The sequence below is a fragment of the Roseicyclus marinus genome (genome assembly GCF_036322625.1).
In the GTDB taxonomy this organism is placed as follows: domain Bacteria; phylum Pseudomonadota; class Alphaproteobacteria; order Rhodobacterales; family Rhodobacteraceae; genus Roseicyclus; species Roseicyclus marinus_A.
In genome coordinates, this window is sequence record NZ_AP027266.1 from 2640376 (window position 1) to 2657052 (window position 16677).

Below are 16677 nucleotides of genomic sequence, written 5' to 3' on the forward strand. Positions count from 1 at the left end.
CTATCTCCCCCTGCAACCCATACCCCATGCAGGCCGCCATGACCGACCTCAACCGCATCCGCAACTTCTCCATCGTCGCCCATATCGACCACGGCAAATCCACCCTCGCCGACCGGCTGATCCAGCTGACCGGCACGGTCGCCGAACGCGACATGCAGGAGCAGCTGCTCGACAGCATGGATATCGAGCGCGAGCGCGGCATCACGATCAAGGCCAACACCGTCCGCATCGAATACCCCGCCCAGGACGGCCACACCTATATCCTGAACCTCATCGACACCCCCGGCCATGTCGATTTCGCCTACGAGGTCAGCCGCTCCATGCAGGCGGTCGAAGGCTCGCTTCTGGTCGTCGACGCCTCCCAGGGGGTCGAGGCGCAGACGCTCGCCAATGTCTACCAGGCCATCGATGCCGACCATGAAATCGTGCCCGTCCTCAACAAGATCGACCTGCCCGCGGCCGAGCCTGACCGCGTCAAGGAACAGATCGAGGATGTGATCGGCATCGATGCCTCCGACGCCGTGCCGATCTCGGCCAAGACGGGCCTCGGCATCCCCGAGGTGCTGGAGGCCATCGTCACTCGCCTGCCCGCGCCCAAGGGCGAACGCGACGCGCCCCTCAAGGCGATGCTCGTCGACAGCTATTACGACCCCTATCTCGGCGTCGTCGTCCTCATCCGCGTCATCGACGGCGTGGTGAAAAAGGGCGACCGCATCCGCATGATGAAAACCGGCGGCACCTACCAGATCGACCGCCTGGGCGTCTTCAAACCCGCCATGCAGGACATCGCGGAACTCGGACCGGGCGAGATCGGGTTTTTCACCGCCCAGATCAAGCAGGTCCGCGACACCCGCGTGGGCGACACGGTCACGCATGAGAAAAAGCAATGCGCCACCGCGCTGCCGGGCTTCAAACCCTCCATCCCCGTGGTCTTCTGCGGCCTCTTCCCCGTGGATGCGAATGACTTCGAAGACCTGCGCGACGCGATGGAGAAACTCGCGCTCAACGACGCCTCCTTCACCTTCGAGATGGAAACCTCCGCAGCGCTTGGCTTCGGCTTCCGCTGCGGGTTCCTCGGGCTTCTGCACCTCGAGGTCATCCGCGACCGGCTCGAGCGTGAATATGACATCGACCTGATCACCACCGCGCCCTCGGTCATCTACCATGTCCACATGCGCGACGGCTCCATGATCGAGCTGCACAACCCCGCCGACATGCCCGACCTGACCCATGTCGACCATATCGAGGAGCCGCGGATCAAGGCGACCATCCTTGTCCCCGACGAATATCTCGGCGACGTGCTGAAACTCTGCCAGGACCGGCGCGGCGAACAGCTCGACCTCACCTATGCCGGCTCGCGCGCCATGGTCGTCTATGACCTGCCGCTGAACGAGGTGGTCTTCGACTTCTACGACCGGCTGAAATCGGTGACCAAGGGCTATGCCTCCTTCGATTACCAGATGATCGGCTACCGCGAGGATTACCTCGTCAAGATGCAGATCCTCGTGAATGACGAACCGGTCGATGCGCTCTCGATCATGGTCCACCGCGACCGGGCCGAGATGCGGGGGCGGGCCATGTGCGAAAAGCTCAAGGACCTGATCCCGCGCCACATGTTCAAGATCCCGATCCAGGCAGCCATCGGCGGCCGCGTGATCGCGCGCGAAACCATCGCCGCGCTCAGGAAGGACGTGACGGCCAAATGCTACGGCGGCGACGCGACCCGCAAGCGGAAGTTGTTGGACAAGCAAAAGGCCGGGAAGAAAAAGATGCGCCAGTTCGGCAAGGTCGAGATCCCGCAATCGGCCTTCATCAACGCGCTCAAGATGGATGGGTAGGGTGGGTGCAACCCACCACGCGTAACCCCCGCCGGAAACCAATCCTCGATACAACCCGTAGGCCGGGCTTCAGCCCGGCCCACGCGCGTCCCCCTCACGCCCCGCCTGTCACGACGCCCCCCGTAGGGTGGGTGAAACCCACCACCCCCTCCCCCCACAGGCCCGGCTCCACCCCGGCACCACCGCCCCCGCGTAGGGTGCGCCTTGAGACGCACCACCCCGTAGGGTGGGTGAAACCCACCAACCCCTCCCCCCCACAGGCCCGGCTCCACCCCGGCACCGCCGCCCCCGCGTAGGGTGCGCCTTGAGGCGCACCATGGCTGGTGACAGGGTGAGAAACTTTCGATACACTTAGAATATCAAAAGGGTATCCATGGCCGTTTCGGCAACCGACCTGCGTTTCGATGAAGACATCTCGGTGCCCGCCCTCATGGCCGAGGTGCCGGGGATGTCGGCGCAGTGATGGGACGGGTCAAGGAGGTGGAGATGTCGCAGAGCGCGTTTAAAATGCGTTGAAGGTGGATGGGTTTAACGTTCCGCTCAATTCGAGGGACAGGCTGAAAAGCTCGGACTGAAAATAAAGACGTTCTGCGACAATTATTTTTCAAGTGGTTGGAGGTACGATGAGAAAGCGGTCCGCAAAGTATACGGTTATAAATGTTGCTGCCGATCCACATCCTGACGGCATATATCATAAGATTTTTGAAATTTCTTGTGAAAAAGAAGGACAAGCTTACGGCCGAGATTGGTATGCCAAACTGACTCCTCCGACAAAAAGGTTAGATGGGCTTTTCCATGGGAAGATAGGAGTATGGCATCGACTCGCAGGAAAAGCTATCCAAGAGTCCTCCATGGAACAAACTGATGTGCAGGCACTTTTAGTGGATGGCGCCAAAGACTTTGGCTATCCATCAAAAATGTTTTCTTGGTCGTTTCGAGAGTCGGATCACTCTTTATTCTCAGAAATAAAGAACGATGAAGGTGAAACTATCTCGCCGACCTCTCTAGGCAGCGCCTTTCGGGCTGTGCTTCTTCCAGTTGCAAATGAATTACAAATCGATCTCTCCGTGACCGTATTGCCAGAGATAGGCACAGTTGAAAGGATCTACAACCTCCCAGTTCTGAAATCCCTAGAGATTGACTTTTCCATACCAAATGCTGGCGATAGCCTTGCACAAGAGAAAAAAGACCTAATAGACAAGCTTCGCAATCGCGGGGTCAAAAGACAAATATCAAAGTACACGAAATCAAGTCACGCAAATACTATCGCACTCGACGAAGAACTAAAGGCCGAGATTGAGGTGGGCGCAGAAAACGGCCATGTGATTGCAAAGGGCAAGTTGGAAGATGGATCAGCAGATGAAATTAATACTGCAGCTAAGCCTAGGATTTTATCGCGCGACCTTAAGTCAAGTGACAGCAGCGTGACTCTCCTTCGTGTTATCGCTGGACAGGCTGCTGAGTGAACGCATATCAAACATATTGGAGAGCCTATGGTGGCATCGTCTCGTTGCTACGCTCACCTTATCTTCTATGCGCAATCTTATTCACATTGGCCACAAACAGCCTTTGGTACGATAACGGGACAATACGGCATGCTGATGAGTGGCCATCATTAGCCTTTACCATACTCCCCAGCTTGACTGCATTTTCGCTAGGAGCAATTGCGATATTTATTGCGCTTTCGAGAGGTTTGTTTTTGGCGGCCATCCAAGAAGGTGGAGAGAAAAGCTTCTTTTTGCGGGTCGTTTCTGCATTCTTTCATTTCGTTCTTGTGCAAATATCAGCACTTTTTGCATCTGTTTTTTATTTGGCATACACGAATAATGTAACCAGCGCTATTGCATATTTTTTATTCTCATATTCAATTTTCGCAGGCTTAGCCGCTGCTGCAATACTTGTTGATGTAGCGGAAATTAAGAATGAAGCTGATCCGCTTGACGACGAGGATGTTTAGTAAGCCGCAAGGAACATTTCCCCTCCCCCCCACACACTCGCGTGGGTTTCACCCACCCTAAACCCCCAAATCCATCCCCGGCACATACCGCCCATCCCGATGGACCGAGGAAAACGGCCAATCCTCCGGCCGCGTGACGAACCCGTGTTTCACCGGGTTCCACCAACAATACCGCACATGCGCCCAATAATCCGCCTCGTCGCGGATGTGGTGCTCCCAGAACCGGCGTTGCCACAACCCCGCATCGCCTTTGCGGATCTTCGACGCCGACCGTAGGGTGGGGTTCCACCCCACCACCCCCGGCCCGACCCGTGCGCCATCGGTGGGGTGGAACCCCACCCTACACCCCGATCCATCCGACCCGTACTTCTCCCGCACCGCGCGGGTGAACCGCGACTTGATCGCGCCCCATCGCACGCCGTAGGCCCGGTCACCCGGCGGCATCTGCCACACCGCGTGGATATGATCGGGCAGAACCACGAATGCCTCGATCCCGAATGGCCGCTCGACCCGCGTCGCCCGCACCGCGTCGCGCAACAGACCGACCTCGCGCACCAACACATCCCCGCCCCGCGCCGCAAGCGTCACGGTGAAGAACACGATGGCCCCGGTCACGGGCGGGCGGCGATACTCCGACATCGGGATCAGCCTGCCCGAAACAGGGTTAAGGCTGCGTAAACGGCTGCGGCCCGACCCGCGCCGCCCCGCCCTGCGGCTGTAACGACGGATGCACGACAGGAACCCTACGTTTTCCCTACGCCGTCCCGACAGCCCCGGCGCCGAAAAACGCACGGATCGCCGCTTCGAACTCGCGCGGGCGGTCGGCATGCAGCCAGTGGCCCGCGCCGGGGATCTTGGCGAATTTCGCGCCCGGAAAAAGCGCCTTGATCGCCGGGCGATGCTCGGGCTTCACGTAGTCGGAGGCTGCCCCCGACAGGAACAGCGCAGGCCCCTCAAAGGCCCCCGAAAGCTCCGGCCAGCCCAGGATCTCGGGCATGAAGCGTTCCAGCACATCCAGGTTCAAACGCCATTTTTTCGCTTTGACATCAAGCGATTGGAGCAGGAACGCGCGCACGCCCGCGGCCTCCACATGCGCCGCCAGCTGCCGGTCCGCATCGCCCCGCGTCTCGACCCGGGACAGGTCGATGGCCCGCATCGCGTCGATCAGATGCTGCTGGGTATGGCCATAAGCGACCGGCGCGATATCGGCCACGATCAACCGGCGCACCGCCGAAGAATACAACAAGGACAAGGCCATAGCCGCCTTGCCCCCCATCGAGTGCCCCAGCACATCCGCCTGCCCGCCGTGGGCCGCGATCACCTCGGCCAGATCCTCGGCCAGGTCGGGGTAGCTGTGGCTGTCGGTCCAATCGCTTTCGCCATGGTTGCGCATGTCCACCGTGATCACGCGGCGCGTGTCGGACAGGCGTTTCGCGATCACGCCCCAGTTCCGGGCAGAGCCGAACAGGCCATGGGCGATCAGGATGGGCGGTTGGGCGCTCTCGTCGCCCTCGGTCAGGATGCGCAGCATGGCTCAAGGGATAGGGCAAGCCGCGGGCCGATGGCCAGAGCAAACCGGAAACGGCACAAGGCGAGGCCGGTCAATGCGCGGGCCGGATGAAGGTTCCGTTGCGCAGATCGCGCATCGCCTGTTGCAATTCCGCCTGCGTATTCATGACGATAGGCCCGTGCCACGCGACCGGCTCCTCGATCGGCGCGCCCGAGATCAGGAGGAACCGCACGCCTTTCGGCCCGGCCTGAACCGTCACCTCGTCGCCCGTGCCAAAGCGCACCAGGGTGCGGTCGCCCGACAGGTCGCGGATGTTGACCTCTTGGCCCATGACCTCTTTCTCGAGCAGCACACCCTGCGGGCGGGAGGCATCGGCAAAGGACGCAGCCCCATCGAAAACATAGGCAAAGGCGCGGCGATAAGTGTCGATCCGAAAGGTCTTTCGCAGACCGGCGGGGACGGTCACGTCCAGATATTGCGGATCGGCGGCGATCCCGTCGACGGGGCCGCGCTTGCCCCAGAATTCCCCGGTGATGACGCGCACATGGGTGCCGTCGTCATCCGTCACCTCGGGGATATCGGCGCCCTGGATGTCCTGGTAGCGGGGCGCGGTCATCTTCTGGCTGCCGGGCAGATTGCCCCAAAGCTGGAACCCATGCATCTGCCCCTTGGCGTTCCCCAGCGGCATTTCCTGATGCAAAATGCCCGATCCTGCCGTCATCCATTGGACCGAACCCGCGCCAAGCCGCCCGCGATTGCCAAGGCTGTCAGCATGTTCGACCGTGCCCGCCAGCACATAGGTGATGGTCTCGATCCCCCGGTGCGGGTGCCAGGGAAAGCCGTCGCGGTAGAAATCGGGGTGGTCGTTGCGGAAATCGTCGAAGAGCAGGAACGGGTCCAGTTCGGTCGGATCCTGAAAGCCGAAGGCGCGGTGCAGGTGGACGCCTGCGCCTTCCATCGTCGGGCGGGCCTTGCGGGTTTCGAGAACGGGGCGGATCGACATGGCAACATCCCTCATCTGACGTGTCGGGACAGATGTAGCAGGCGCAGAAGGCCGTGCAATGGAGCGCCCCACAGGGTGAGTGTGCATTGGTGCAGGGACACGGATGGCCGCCCCCTCGCCAATCCTTGCCTGACGCGCTAAGGGGCATCAGGCAGTCACGGCGGACAGACGGCAGCAAGAGATGGCGAAACGCGACAAGACCCCCGACCCGGACGAGGTGCTGGCCACGATCGATCCGCATCCGATCCGGCGCGTGTTCACGACGGGTGTCGTGGGGCTTTTGGGGCTGTTGCTGATCTATGTCGCGGCGGCAACGCCGCCTGCCGATCCCGGTTGGCTCCTGTTCCTGATCGTGATGGGGGCGGGTGCGCTCTACCTGTCGTGGAAAGTCTGGCTGGCCACGGGCGTGACGCTGGAATTGACGCGCAGCGCGCTTCGCGAGGCGGGCGGGCGTGTGCTGTTCACCCATGACGAGGTCGACAGCGTCGACCGGTCGATCTTTGCCTTCAAGCCCGCAGGCGGGTTCCTGGTGCGGCTCAAGGCCCCCACGACGCGGGGCCGGGTCTATGCGCCGGCGCTCTGGTACCGGTCGGGACGGCGCGTGGCCGTGGGCGGGGCGACCGCCGGAAGCCAGGCGAAACCGGTCGCCGACCTGATCCGGATCATCGTCGCCGAGCAGCGGGGCGAATTGCCCCGCCGTCGCTGAACTGCCTCAGATCCCCTTGGCGGTATAGCTTTTCGCCACCCGGTCGATGCTGACGAGAAAGGCCGCCGTGCGCAGGTCGGTCACATTGTCATGGGTCCACCAGACCTCGCGCATCGACTGGTAGGCCGCGCGCATCGTGTCGTCGAGGCCCGAGCGCACCAGCTCAAGCTCGCCCGCGCCGCGCAGGTATTTCTCCTTGAAGCCGGGTGACAGCGTCCAGTTGATCGAACTGTCGCGGCTGATGCGTTCGAGCTCGTCCACGATGAGCTGATGGCGCGCCTCTTCCTGGCGGCGCTGCATCCGGCCAAAGCGGATATGCGACAGGTTCTTGACCCATTCGAAATAGCTGACCGTCACGCCGCCCGCATTGGCGTAGAGATCGGGGATGATGACCGTCCCCTTGTGGCGCAGGATTTCATCGGCGCCCGCCGTCACCGGGCCGTTCGCCGCCTCGATGATCAGCGGGGCCTTGATCGCGGGGGCGTTGTGCATGTTGATCACGCCTTCCATCGCGGCGGGGATCAGGATGTCGCACTCGGCCTCCAAGAGCTTGGCGCCATCTTCGTGATAGATCCCCAAGGGGCAGCCCCTGACGCCGTCGTTGCGGATGATCCAGTCGCGCAGGGCCACGATGTCGAGCCCGTCCGGGTTCGACAGCCCTCCGTCGCGTTCGATCACATGGGTGACCTTGCACCCGTCCTCGGTCGAGAGGAACAGCGCCGCGTGATAGCCCACATTGCCAAGGCCCTGAACGATCACGCGCTTGCCGTCGAGCGTGCCGGACAGCTTCGCAGCCTTAACATCCTCGGGATGGCGGAAGAATTCCTGAAGCGCGTATTGCACCCCCCGGCCCGTCGCCTCGACCCGCCCCTGGATGCCGCCCGCATGGATCGGCTTGCCGGTGACACAGGCCCGCGCGTTGATGTCGGTGGTGTTCATCCGTGCATATTGATCGGCGATGATCGCCATCTCGCGTTCGCCCGTGCCCATGTCGGGGGCGGGCACGTTCTGCGCCGGGTGGATCAGGTCGCGCTTGATCAGCTCATAGGCGAAACGGCGGGTGATCTTTTCGATCTCGTCCTGGTCCCATTGGCGGGGATCGATGCAAAGCCCACCCTTTGACCCGCCGAAGGGCGCCTCCACCAGCGCGCATTTGTAGGTCATCAGCGCGGCCAGCGCCTCCACCTCGTCCTGGTTGACGGACAGCGCGTAGCGGATACCGCCCTTGACCGGTTCGGTGTGTTCGGAATGGACCGACCGATAGCCGGTAAAGGTATGGATCTCGCCCCGCAGGCGGACGCCGAAGCGCACGGTATAGGTCGAGTTGCAGACGCGGATCTTTTCTTCCAGCCCCGGGGGCAGATCCATCAGCGCTGCGGCGCGGGTGAACATCAGGTCCACGGATTGTCGGAAACTCGGTTCACCACTACGCGGGTTCATTGGCATCTCCTCCCACTGCCGGTTGGTCGGACGGTCAGGCCCGCGCCGACTCAACCTTCAGGAGTGCACAGCCGGGCACGTGTCTCAACCCATTCGATGCCCGGCGACGCGCAAGAAGATGCGACGACCGTCTTTCGTGCAAGAAGCTGCCCCATTTTCGCCCTGCTCGCACGGCAATCAGTGCGACGGCATGGCCCGCAGCGCGGGAATGCCCGAAGACGGAATTGGCCGGAGCCTGCGCAATGCACAGAACGACAGCATTCCAGCAGACCCTTGCGGGGGGTGCGCTGCACCGGCTGGCGCGACGTTTCTGGCGGCGCGAGGATGGCTCCACCACGATCTTTGCCACCGTCGTCTTCGTACTGATGGTGGGGATCGGCGGGATCGCCATCGATGTCATGCGGTTCGAAACGCAGCGCGTGCAGCTGCAATACACGCTGGACCGGGCGGTTCTGGCCGCAGCCTCGCTGACGCAGACGCAAAGCCCCCGCGCCGTGGTCGAAAACTATTTCGCGACCTCGGGTCTCGAGAACTATCGGCTCCGGGTGGAGGTCGAGCCGGGGATCAATTTCCGCCGCGTCACGGCGCGGGCCGAAATCGACACCCAGACCCTGTTCATGAACCTCTTCGGTCAGCCGATCCTGACCTCCTACGCTGCGGGTGCCGCCGAGGAGCGCACCCGCAACATCGAGGTGTCGCTGGTGCTCGACCATTCGGGTTCGATGAACGAGGACCCGACCTATCGCATCAATGACCTGCGACCGGCGGCCCGCAATTTCGTCAGCACCGTGATGGCCGCAAACGGCAATGGCACGGGCGAGCAATTCGTATCCGTGTCGCTCATCCCCTATGATTACACGGTGAACATCGGGCCCGAACTTGCCTCGGTCTATGCGCTGACCAACGAGCACAGCTATTCGACCTGCGCCCGCTTCTACGATCAGCATTACACCTTCGCCACGGTCGATCCCGATCTGGGTCTGAACCCGACGGTCCCGCTGCAGCGGTTTGGGCATTTCTCGTCCCTCACGTATGGTCAGCGTCCCATCACCCAACCTGCCTGCAACAGGGGGACACGTGCGCAGGTCGTTCCCTGGTCCAACAGCATCGCCGACCTGCACGCGGCCATCGATGCGCTGGACCCAAGGGGGGCCACGGCCATCGACGTGGGGATGCGTTGGGCCGCCGCCCTTCTCGATCCCACAGCACGCCCGGCCCTGTCGGGCCTGATCACAAGCGGCGATGTCCATGCCGATTTCCAGGGGCGTCCGGCAGCCTATGACGACACCGGAACCGCCAAGGTCATCGTCTTGATGACCGATGGGGCGAGCTCTCGGCAATATGACCTGAAGCCCGCCTACCGCACAGGCCCCAGCCCCTTCTGGCGCGATCCGGCCACGGGAAACATCTCGGTCTATTACGCGCAATGGAACGAATACTGGCACGAAGCCCATGACCGTTGGCGGAACTTTCCCGATGGCGAGGCGGCGGCCGTTCAGCTGGATTACCGCGACGTCTGGAACGAGATGTCGCTTGTCACCCTGCTTCTGGACATGTTCAGCCCCGATGGCTGGCTCATGCATGACGGCGTGCCATCCACCGTGAACGCTTGGCGCCAGCCCGCGATCATGGCGTTTCAGGCGCAATTCGATTTCCCGAATGTCTTTGACGAATTCGTCGCCCCGAACGGGACCATCGGCGACCAGAGGCTGAATGCGGTCTGCACCGCCGCAAAGGCGCGCGGCATCGTGATCTTCACCATCGCCTTCGCAGCGCCCGAGAGCGGACAGACCGCAATGCAGGCCTGCGCGTCTTCGCCTGCGCATCATTACAACGTCACTGATGCCAATATCGGCAATGCCTTTGCCTCGATCGCACAATCGATCAACCGCCTGCGGCTGGTGCAATGACAACGGGGGGCAAGGCATGACCGGTCTGTGCAAGCTGATCACCCGTTTCGCGCGCGATGAACGGGCCACCGCGACGATGGAATTCGTCATCATGTTCCCGGTCGTCATCACCCTGTTCATCGCGGTTTTCGAGAATGGCGTGATCCTGACGCGGCAGGTTTTGCTGGAACGCTCACTGGACGAGGCGGTGCGCCTGTTGCGGCTTGCGCGCACCATCACGGATGCGGAAACCGGCCAGCCCCGTGCCTTGACCGCCGCCGATATTTCGGAGGCGATCTGCGACAACACCGGCGCGATCCCCGATTGCGACACCGTGCTGGTGGTCGATCTGCGCGTGATCGACACGACAACCTATGCCCTGCCTGCGGCGGATGTGTCTTGCGTCGATCGCCGGGACCTCACGATCCAGCCGGCGAACGAATTCCGGCAGGGTCAGAACAATGACCTCGTGGTGATCCGTGTCTGCGCCATCGTGGACCGGCTCCTGCCCTTTTCGGGCTTTGGCCTGAACCTCGTGCGCGACGACACGGGCGGTCTGCATATCGTCGCCTCCTCCGTCTTCGTGAACGAACCGCAATGAGGGGATGGCCATGCCGATAGGGATGATCCGCAGATTCTGGCGCGACGAACGGGCCGCCATCGCGATGGAGACGGCCATCATCACGCCGGTTCTTGCGTGGTGCTACATCTCGAGTTTCGTCTTTTTCGACGCGTTTCGCAGCTACAACAGCTCGATCAAGGCGACCTATGCGATTTCCGACGTGATCTCGCGGCAGACGATGACCTTGCGGCGGAGCGACATCGACGGTTACGCGACCTTGGTGGATGGTCTTGTGCGCAACACCGGCGGCATACGCTTGCGGGTCTCCCAGATCGTGTATGAGGCCGAGACCGACAGCCATTGCGTGGAATGGTCCGCTGCCACCAACGGCGAAGCGGCGCTGTTCACGTCCAACCTCGTCGACATGGGCGATCTCTTGCCCGACATGGTCGATGCCGAGCGGCTGATCCTCGTGCAGTCCTTCATCCCCTATCGCCCGGCCTTCAATATGGGCATCGACCTGATCACCTTCACGAATTTCACCTTTACCCGGCCGCGATACGCAGGCCAGGTCCCCTACGAAACACAGAACAGCTGTTGACCCGGCCATGCCGCGTCGCGCGCATGCCCGCCCGTGTCGCGGCTGGGCTTTCTTTTGCCCGATCACACCCCGATAGTGCCCCTGCAGGACGGCCAAGGGGCAGAACATGCGCTATTCGGGCTGGCAGGTGCTGGCACAGGGGATCACGGGCAATCGCGGCTGGCGGCCAGCCTGGCGCGACCCCGCGCCGAAAGGTGCCTATGACATCGTGATCATCGGTGGCGGCGGCCACGGGCTGGCCACCGCGCATTACCTGGCCAAGCGGCACGGGCTGACCAATGTCGCGGTGCTCGAGAAAGGCTATCTGGGCGGCGGCAACGTGGGGCGCAACACCACCATCGTGCGGGCCAATTACGGGCTTCCCGGCAATTCCGAATTCTATTCCCATTCCCTCAAGCTCTGGGAAGGGCTGGAGCAGGACCTGAACTACAACGTGATGCACAGCCAGCGCGGCGTCATCAACCTGTTCCATTCCGACGGGCAGCGCGACGCGGCGGCCCGGCGGGGCAACATGATGATCGCGCAAGGCGATGATGCGATCCTCTTGGACCGCGACGGCTGCCGCGAGATCCTGCCCTATCTCGACTATGACCAGACGCGGTTCCCGATCTATGGCGGGCTTTACCATCCGCGCGGCGGCACGGCGCGGCATGACGCGGTGGCCTGGGGCTTTGCCCGCGCCGCCGACCGGCGCGGCGTCGACCTGATCCAGAATTGCGAGGTCACGGGGATCGACATCGAAAACGGGCGCGTGACCGGCGTGCAGACCACGCGCGGTTCCATCCGGGCGAAAAAGGTCGGGATCGTGGTGGCGGGACGCTCGAGCCAGGTGGCGGCCATGGCCGGGATGCGTCTGCCCATCGAAAGCCACATCCTTCAGGCCTTCGTCACCGAGGGGCTGAAACCCGTGATCGACCATGTGGTGACCTATGGCATGGGCCATTTCTACATCAGCCAATCCGACAAGGGCGGGCTGGTCTTTGGTGGCGATCTGGATTTCTACGCCTCCTATGCCGCGCGCGGCAACCTGCCCATGGCCGAACATGTGGTCGAGGCCGCGATGACGCTGATGCCCGTGATCGGACAGGCGCGGATGCTGCGCAGCTGGGGCGGCATCATGGACATGTCGCCCGATGGATCGCCCATCATCGACCGCACCCATGTCGAGGGTCTCTACCTGAATTGCGGCTGGTGCTACGGCGGGTTCAAGGCGGTGCCGGGATCGGGCGATTGCTTTGCCCATCTGATCGCGACCGACCAACCGCACCCCGCCGCCGCGCGCTACCGTCTCGACCGTTTCGCCACGGGCCATGGCCTGATGGACGAAGAGGGCACGGGCAGCCAGCACAACCTTCATTGAGAGGCCGGACCAGATGCTCATCCCCTGCCCCCAATGCGGGCCCCGCGACATCCGCGAATTCACCTGCAAAGGGCATGAAACCCATATGAAGCGCCCCGCCCCCGACGCGCCGCCGACCGCTTGGGACGACCACCTGCACAACCGCGACAACCCCGCCGGGCCAACGCGCGAATTGTGGTATCACGGGGCGGGCTGCGGCGCATGGCTGGTCGTGTCGCGCAACACGGTGACCCATGCGATCGCCGGTGCGACGCTCGCCCGCGAGGGGGCGCGATGAGGGTCGGCAGCACATGGCAGGGCGAAGGCGCGGCCAATGTCACCTTCACCTTCAACGGGCAAAGGGTGACGGGGCGCGCGGGGGATACGGTCGCCTCGGCGCTTCTGGCCAATGATATCCGGCTGGTCGGGCGCTCGTTCAAATACCACCGTCCGCGCGGCATCCTGACCGCAGGCTCCGAGGAACCGAATGCGCTGGTGACGGTGGGCAACGGCCCTGACCGAATGCCCAATATCCGCGCCACCGTGCAGGAGATCTACGAGGGGCTCGAGGTCATCAGCCAGAACCACCTCGGCCCGCTGCACCGCGACCTGATGGCGGTCAACGATCTGCTGCATCCCTTTCTCGGCGCGGGGTTCTACTACAAGACCTTCATGTGGCCGCGCAGCTTCTGGGAACGGGTCTACGAGCCGCTGATCCGCCGCGCGGCGGGTCTTGGCGCGCTGTCGGGCGAGGCAGGCGGCGCGCCGTCGGAAAAGGCTTTCGCCTTTTGCGATGTGCTGGTGATCGGGGCGGGCATCACGGGGATCATGGCGGCGCTCACAGCAGCCGAGGCCGGGGCCGATGTGATCTTGGCCGAGGATGCGATGGTCGCAGGCGGGCAAACCGGCCCGCAGGATGGCCAGATCGGAGAGCTGGGCGCAGCCGCTTGGGCGCAGGTCTGGCTCGACCATCTGAAAAGCCTGCCCAATGTGCGGATCATGCTGCGCACCGCCGTGACCGGCGTCTATGATGACGGCAGCTACGGGGCGCTGGAACGCACCGGGCTGCATCTGGCCCCCGACCCCGACCTGCCGCGCGAAACCTTCTGGCGGATCAGGGCGCGGCAGGCGGTGCTGGCCACCGGTGCCCTGGAACGGCCCATCGCCTTTCCGGCCAATGACCGACCCGGCGTGATGATGACCTCGGCCATCGCCACCTATGCGGAGCGTTTCGGCGTGGCCCCGGGCCGCCGCATCGGCTTTTTCGTCACCAACGACCACGCCCATCGCACCATTACGGCGCTTGCCGGGCAGCAGGGGTTTTCCAGGCTCACCGTGATCGACCCCCGCCCCGATGCGGTGGTGCAAGGCGATTATCGCCTGATCGCCGGGGCCGAGGTCGTAGGCACGCGCGGACGGCTTGGCCTGAGCGAGGTGACGATCCGCCGGAACGGGACCGAACAGCGGCTGGACCTCGATTGCCTTGGGGTTTCGGGGGGATGGAACCCGGCGGTGCACCTGACCTGCCATCTGGGCGCGCGACCCGTCTGGGACGATGCGCGCGCGATGTTTGTGCCCGCGCCTGCGGCCGTGCCCGGTCTGCATCCGGCGGGGTCCTGCAACGGCACGCTGTCTGTCGCGGGCTGCCTGCGCGAGGGGCATGAGGCGGCGCTCAGGGCGCTCGCGGCCCTTGGCCGCAAACCGCGCAAGATCGCTCTGCCCCCGGCCAGCGACGATCCGGGCCGGGGCCGCGCGCTTTGGGCAGTGGCGGCAGCGGGCCGCGCCTGGCTCGATTTCGCCAATGACGTGACCACCAAGGATGTGAAACAGGCCGCCGCCGAGGGCTTCGCCTCCGTCGAGCACATGAAGCGCTACACGACGCAGGGCATGGCCCCCGATCAGGGCAAATCGTCGAATATCGGGGCGCTCGCCATCCTGGCCGATGCCACGGGGCGCGGGATCGCGGACACCGGCACCACGACCTTCCGCCCGCCCTTTGTTCCCGTGACGCTCAAGGCGATGGGCGCAGGCGCCGAGGGCAAGGGCTTTGCCCCCGAACGCTTCACCACCAGCCATGACGCCAGTGTCGCGCGCGGTGCGCCCCTGATCGAGGCGGGTCTGTGGTATCGCCCCAGCTATTTCCCCGCGCCGGGCGAGACGACATGGCAGCAAGCCTGCGGCCGCGAAGTGGCGATGGTGCGCAACGCGGTGGGCATCGTCGATGTCTCGACGCTGGGCAAGATCGAGATCATGGGGCGGGATGCAGGCGCCTTCCTCGACTTCTTGTATACGAACACCTTCTCGACCCTGCCTGTCGGCCGCGTCCGCTATGGCCTCATGCTGCGCGAGGATGGGCATGTCATGGATGACGGCACCAGCGCGCGTCTGGGACAAGATCACTTCGTCATGACGACGACCACCGCCGCTGCCGGGCAGGTCATGGCCCATATGGATTTCGCCGCGCAGGCGCTCTGCCCCGATCTGGACGTGCGGTTCCTGTCGGTGACGGAACAATGGGCGCAGTTTTCCATCGCGGGGCCGCTGGCGCGCACGCTGTTGAACGGGGTTCTGGACGCGCCCATCGACGATACGGCCTTCCCCTTCATGGGCTGCGGCACAGTGCGGGTGCATGGCATCGCGGCGCGGCTTTTCCGCATCTCCTTTTCCGGTGAGCGCGCCTATGAGATCGCCGTGCCCGCGCGCAATGGGGCGGCGCTCTACCGCGATCTCGTCGCCCGGGCCGAGGTCTTGGGCGGCGGTGCCTACGGGATGGAGGCGCTGAACGTCCTGCGGCTGGAAAAGGGCTTCATCACCCATGCCGAGATCCATGGCCGCGTCACCGCCTTTGACATCGGGATGCAGGGGATGCTGTCGGCCAAGAAGGATTTCATCGGCAAGGCCGCCGCCGCCCGCCCCGGCCTGCTCGCCCCCGCGCGGGAGCGGTTGGTGGGCCTCAAACCCATTGAGGCTGGTGGGGTTCTGACCGCAGGCGCGCGGCTCTTCAACCAGGATGACCCACATGTCGCGCGCCACGATCAGGGATATGTCACCTCGGTCGGATCCTCGCCCACGCTGGGCCACATGATCGCGCTCGCCTTCTTGCGTCATGGGCCGGACCGCGAGGGGCACGAGATCATGATGGTCGATGCGTTGCGCGGCATCCGGACAAAGGTGGAGGTCGTATCGCCCGTGTTCTTCGACCCAGAGGGAGGGCGCGCCCGTGGCTGAGTTGATCGCGCTATCGCCCACCCATGGCCTGACCCCGGTCAGTGTCGGCGGCGTGACCCTGACCGAAGCCCCGCAAGCGCCGATCTGGGCCATCCTGCCGCTCCGCGCTCAGACAGCGGCTGTCGGCACAGCCCTGCAGGCGGCCCATGGCCTGCCCTTTCCCGCACCGGGCAGCTTTCACGACGCGGGCCCCGCGCGGATCGCGTGGTCGGGTCTTGATCAGGCATTCCTGATCGGGACGGCCCCCGCGCAGACCCTTGCCGCGCATGCGGCGCTGATCGATCAATCCGACGCTTGGGCGCATCTCTGTCTCGACGGGGCGGACAGCCGCGATGTGCTGGCCCGCCTTGTCCCGATCGACCTGTCCCCCGCCGCCTGCCCCAAGGGATCGGCGCGGCGCACGCTTCTGGGGCATATGTCCTGCCTCATCCTGCATCCGGGCGGCGCGGCGTTCGAGATCTTCGTCTTTCGGTCCATGGCCCACAGCGCCGTGCATGAGCTGACCCGTGCCATGACGGCCGTGGCCGCGCGGCGGGCCCGCGACGGGCACAGCGTGCCCTGAGATCACGTCTACCGGAAATTCATCCCCAGCCTTTCTTGGCAG

General features: G+C 63.7%; 15 protein-coding genes. 11 read left to right on the forward strand and 4 right to left on the reverse strand.

Annotation, left to right across the window (positions count from 1 at the left end; all coding sequences use genetic code 11):
- Positions 1-38 precede the first annotated feature (38 nt).
- The 3 genes from lepA (at position 39) to AABA51_RS12680 (ending at position 3795) form a co-directional block, all read left to right on the forward strand.
- A complete protein-coding gene (gene lepA, locus AABA51_RS12670; RefSeq protein WP_338272271.1) occupies positions 39-1838 on the forward strand; it encodes a translation elongation factor 4 in 1800 nt (599 codons plus the stop codon).
- A gap of 623 nt (positions 1839-2461) precedes the next feature.
- Positions 2462-3304, forward strand: coding sequence for a DUF4747 family protein (locus AABA51_RS12675; protein WP_338272272.1), 843 nt, complete (start codon positions 2462-2464; stop codon positions 3302-3304).
- A gap of 173 nt (positions 3305-3477) precedes the next feature.
- A complete protein-coding gene (locus AABA51_RS12680; RefSeq protein WP_338272273.1) occupies positions 3478-3795 on the forward strand; it encodes a hypothetical protein in 318 nt (105 codons plus the stop codon).
- 57 nt (positions 3796-3852) lie between these two features.
- Here the strand turns inward: AABA51_RS12680 and AABA51_RS12685 are convergent, their stop codons facing one another.
- The 3 genes from AABA51_RS12685 to AABA51_RS12695 form a co-directional block, all read right to left on the reverse strand.
- Positions 3853-4434: a transposase gene (locus AABA51_RS12685; RefSeq protein ID WP_338272274.1), complete on the reverse strand. Its 582-nt coding sequence runs from the start codon at positions 4432-4434 to the stop codon at positions 3853-3855.
- 115 nt (positions 4435-4549) lie between these two features.
- Complete coding sequence (locus AABA51_RS12690) at positions 4550-5326, reverse strand: alpha/beta fold hydrolase (RefSeq protein WP_338272275.1); 777 nt, start codon at positions 5324-5326, stop codon at positions 4550-4552.
- Positions 5327-5396: 70 nt separating this feature from the next.
- A complete protein-coding gene (locus AABA51_RS12695; RefSeq protein ID WP_338272276.1) occupies positions 5397-6308 on the reverse strand; it encodes a pirin family protein in 912 nt (303 codons plus the stop codon).
- 181 nt (positions 6309-6489) lie between these two features.
- Here AABA51_RS12695 and AABA51_RS12700 point away from each other — a divergent pair, with 181 nt between their 5' ends.
- Positions 6490-7014, forward strand: a complete 525-nt coding sequence (locus tag AABA51_RS12700) for a hypothetical protein (protein WP_338272277.1) — start codon at positions 6490-6492, stop codon at positions 7012-7014.
- 6 nt (positions 7015-7020) lie between these two features.
- On the opposite strand, the gene AABA51_RS12705 is transcribed toward AABA51_RS12700, so the two are convergent.
- Positions 7021-8454 carry a Glu/Leu/Phe/Val family dehydrogenase gene (locus AABA51_RS12705; RefSeq protein WP_338272278.1) on the reverse strand — a complete coding sequence of 478 codons (1434 nt, stop codon included), beginning with the start codon at positions 8452-8454 and terminating at the stop codon, positions 7021-7023.
- 242 nt (positions 8455-8696) lie between these two features.
- Here AABA51_RS12705 and AABA51_RS12710 point away from each other — a divergent pair, with 242 nt between their 5' ends.
- The 7 genes from AABA51_RS12710 (at position 8697) to AABA51_RS12740 (ending at position 16635) form a co-directional block, all read left to right on the forward strand.
- On the forward strand, positions 8697-10364 hold the full coding sequence (locus AABA51_RS12710) for a TadE/TadG family type IV pilus assembly protein (protein ID WP_338272279.1): 1668 nt from the start codon (positions 8697-8699) through the stop codon (positions 10362-10364).
- 16 nt (positions 10365-10380) lie between these two features.
- Positions 10381-10944 carry a TadE/TadG family type IV pilus assembly protein gene (locus AABA51_RS12715; protein ID WP_338272280.1) on the forward strand — a complete coding sequence of 188 codons (564 nt, stop codon included), beginning with the start codon at positions 10381-10383 and terminating at the stop codon, positions 10942-10944.
- 22 nt (positions 10945-10966) lie between these two features.
- Positions 10967-11506 carry a hypothetical protein gene (locus tag AABA51_RS12720; protein ID WP_338272282.1) on the forward strand — a complete coding sequence of 180 codons (540 nt, stop codon included), beginning with the start codon at positions 10967-10969 and terminating at the stop codon, positions 11504-11506.
- 106 nt (positions 11507-11612) lie between these two features.
- Positions 11613-12866, forward strand: a complete 1254-nt coding sequence (locus AABA51_RS12725; RefSeq protein WP_338272283.1) for a sarcosine oxidase subunit beta family protein — start codon at positions 11613-11615, stop codon at positions 12864-12866.
- 13 nt (positions 12867-12879) lie between these two features.
- Positions 12880-13143, forward strand: coding sequence for a sarcosine oxidase subunit delta (locus AABA51_RS12730; protein WP_338272285.1), 264 nt, complete (start codon positions 12880-12882; stop codon positions 13141-13143).
- Positions 13140-16073, forward strand: a complete 2934-nt coding sequence (locus AABA51_RS12735) for a sarcosine oxidase subunit alpha family protein (protein WP_338272286.1) — start codon at positions 13140-13142, stop codon at positions 16071-16073. Before AABA51_RS12730 ends, AABA51_RS12735 begins: the two co-directional genes overlap by 4 nt.
- On the forward strand, positions 16066-16635 hold the full coding sequence (locus AABA51_RS12740; RefSeq protein ID WP_338272288.1) for a sarcosine oxidase subunit gamma: 570 nt from the start codon (positions 16066-16068) through the stop codon (positions 16633-16635). The genes AABA51_RS12735 and AABA51_RS12740 overlap by 8 nt, the downstream gene beginning before the upstream one ends.
- Positions 16636-16677: the final 42 nt, after the last annotated feature.

Coding starts and splice junctions, on each gene's coding strand:
- AABA51_RS12735 (WP_338272286.1), top strand. CDS start 13,140: ATGAGGGTCGGCAGCACATGGCAGGGCGAAGGCGCGGCCAATGTCACC.
- AABA51_RS12695 (WP_338272276.1), bottom strand. CDS start 6,308: ATGTCGATCCGCCCCGTTCTCGAAACCCGCAAGGCCCGCCCGACGATG.
- AABA51_RS12690 (WP_338272275.1), bottom strand. CDS start 5,326: ATGCTGCGCATCCTGACCGAGGGCGACGAGAGCGCCCAACCGCCCATC.
- lepA (WP_338272271.1), top strand. CDS start 39: ATGACCGACCTCAACCGCATCCGCAACTTCTCCATCGTCGCCCATATC.
- AABA51_RS12730 (WP_338272285.1), top strand. CDS start 12,880: ATGCTCATCCCCTGCCCCCAATGCGGGCCCCGCGACATCCGCGAATTC.
- AABA51_RS12725 (WP_338272283.1), top strand. CDS start 11,613: ATGCGCTATTCGGGCTGGCAGGTGCTGGCACAGGGGATCACGGGCAAT.
- AABA51_RS12705 (WP_338272278.1), bottom strand. CDS start 8,454: ATGAACCCGCGTAGTGGTGAACCGAGTTTCCGACAATCCGTGGACCTG.
- AABA51_RS12675 (WP_338272272.1), top strand. CDS start 2,462: ATGAGAAAGCGGTCCGCAAAGTATACGGTTATAAATGTTGCTGCCGAT.
- AABA51_RS12710 (WP_338272279.1), top strand. CDS start 8,697: ATGCACAGAACGACAGCATTCCAGCAGACCCTTGCGGGGGGTGCGCTG.
- AABA51_RS12720 (WP_338272282.1), top strand. CDS start 10,967: ATGATCCGCAGATTCTGGCGCGACGAACGGGCCGCCATCGCGATGGAG.
- AABA51_RS12685 (WP_338272274.1), bottom strand. CDS start 4,434: ATGTCGGAGTATCGCCGCCCGCCCGTGACCGGGGCCATCGTGTTCTTC.
- AABA51_RS12715 (WP_338272280.1), top strand. CDS start 10,381: ATGACCGGTCTGTGCAAGCTGATCACCCGTTTCGCGCGCGATGAACGG.
- AABA51_RS12700 (WP_338272277.1), top strand. CDS start 6,490: ATGGCGAAACGCGACAAGACCCCCGACCCGGACGAGGTGCTGGCCACG.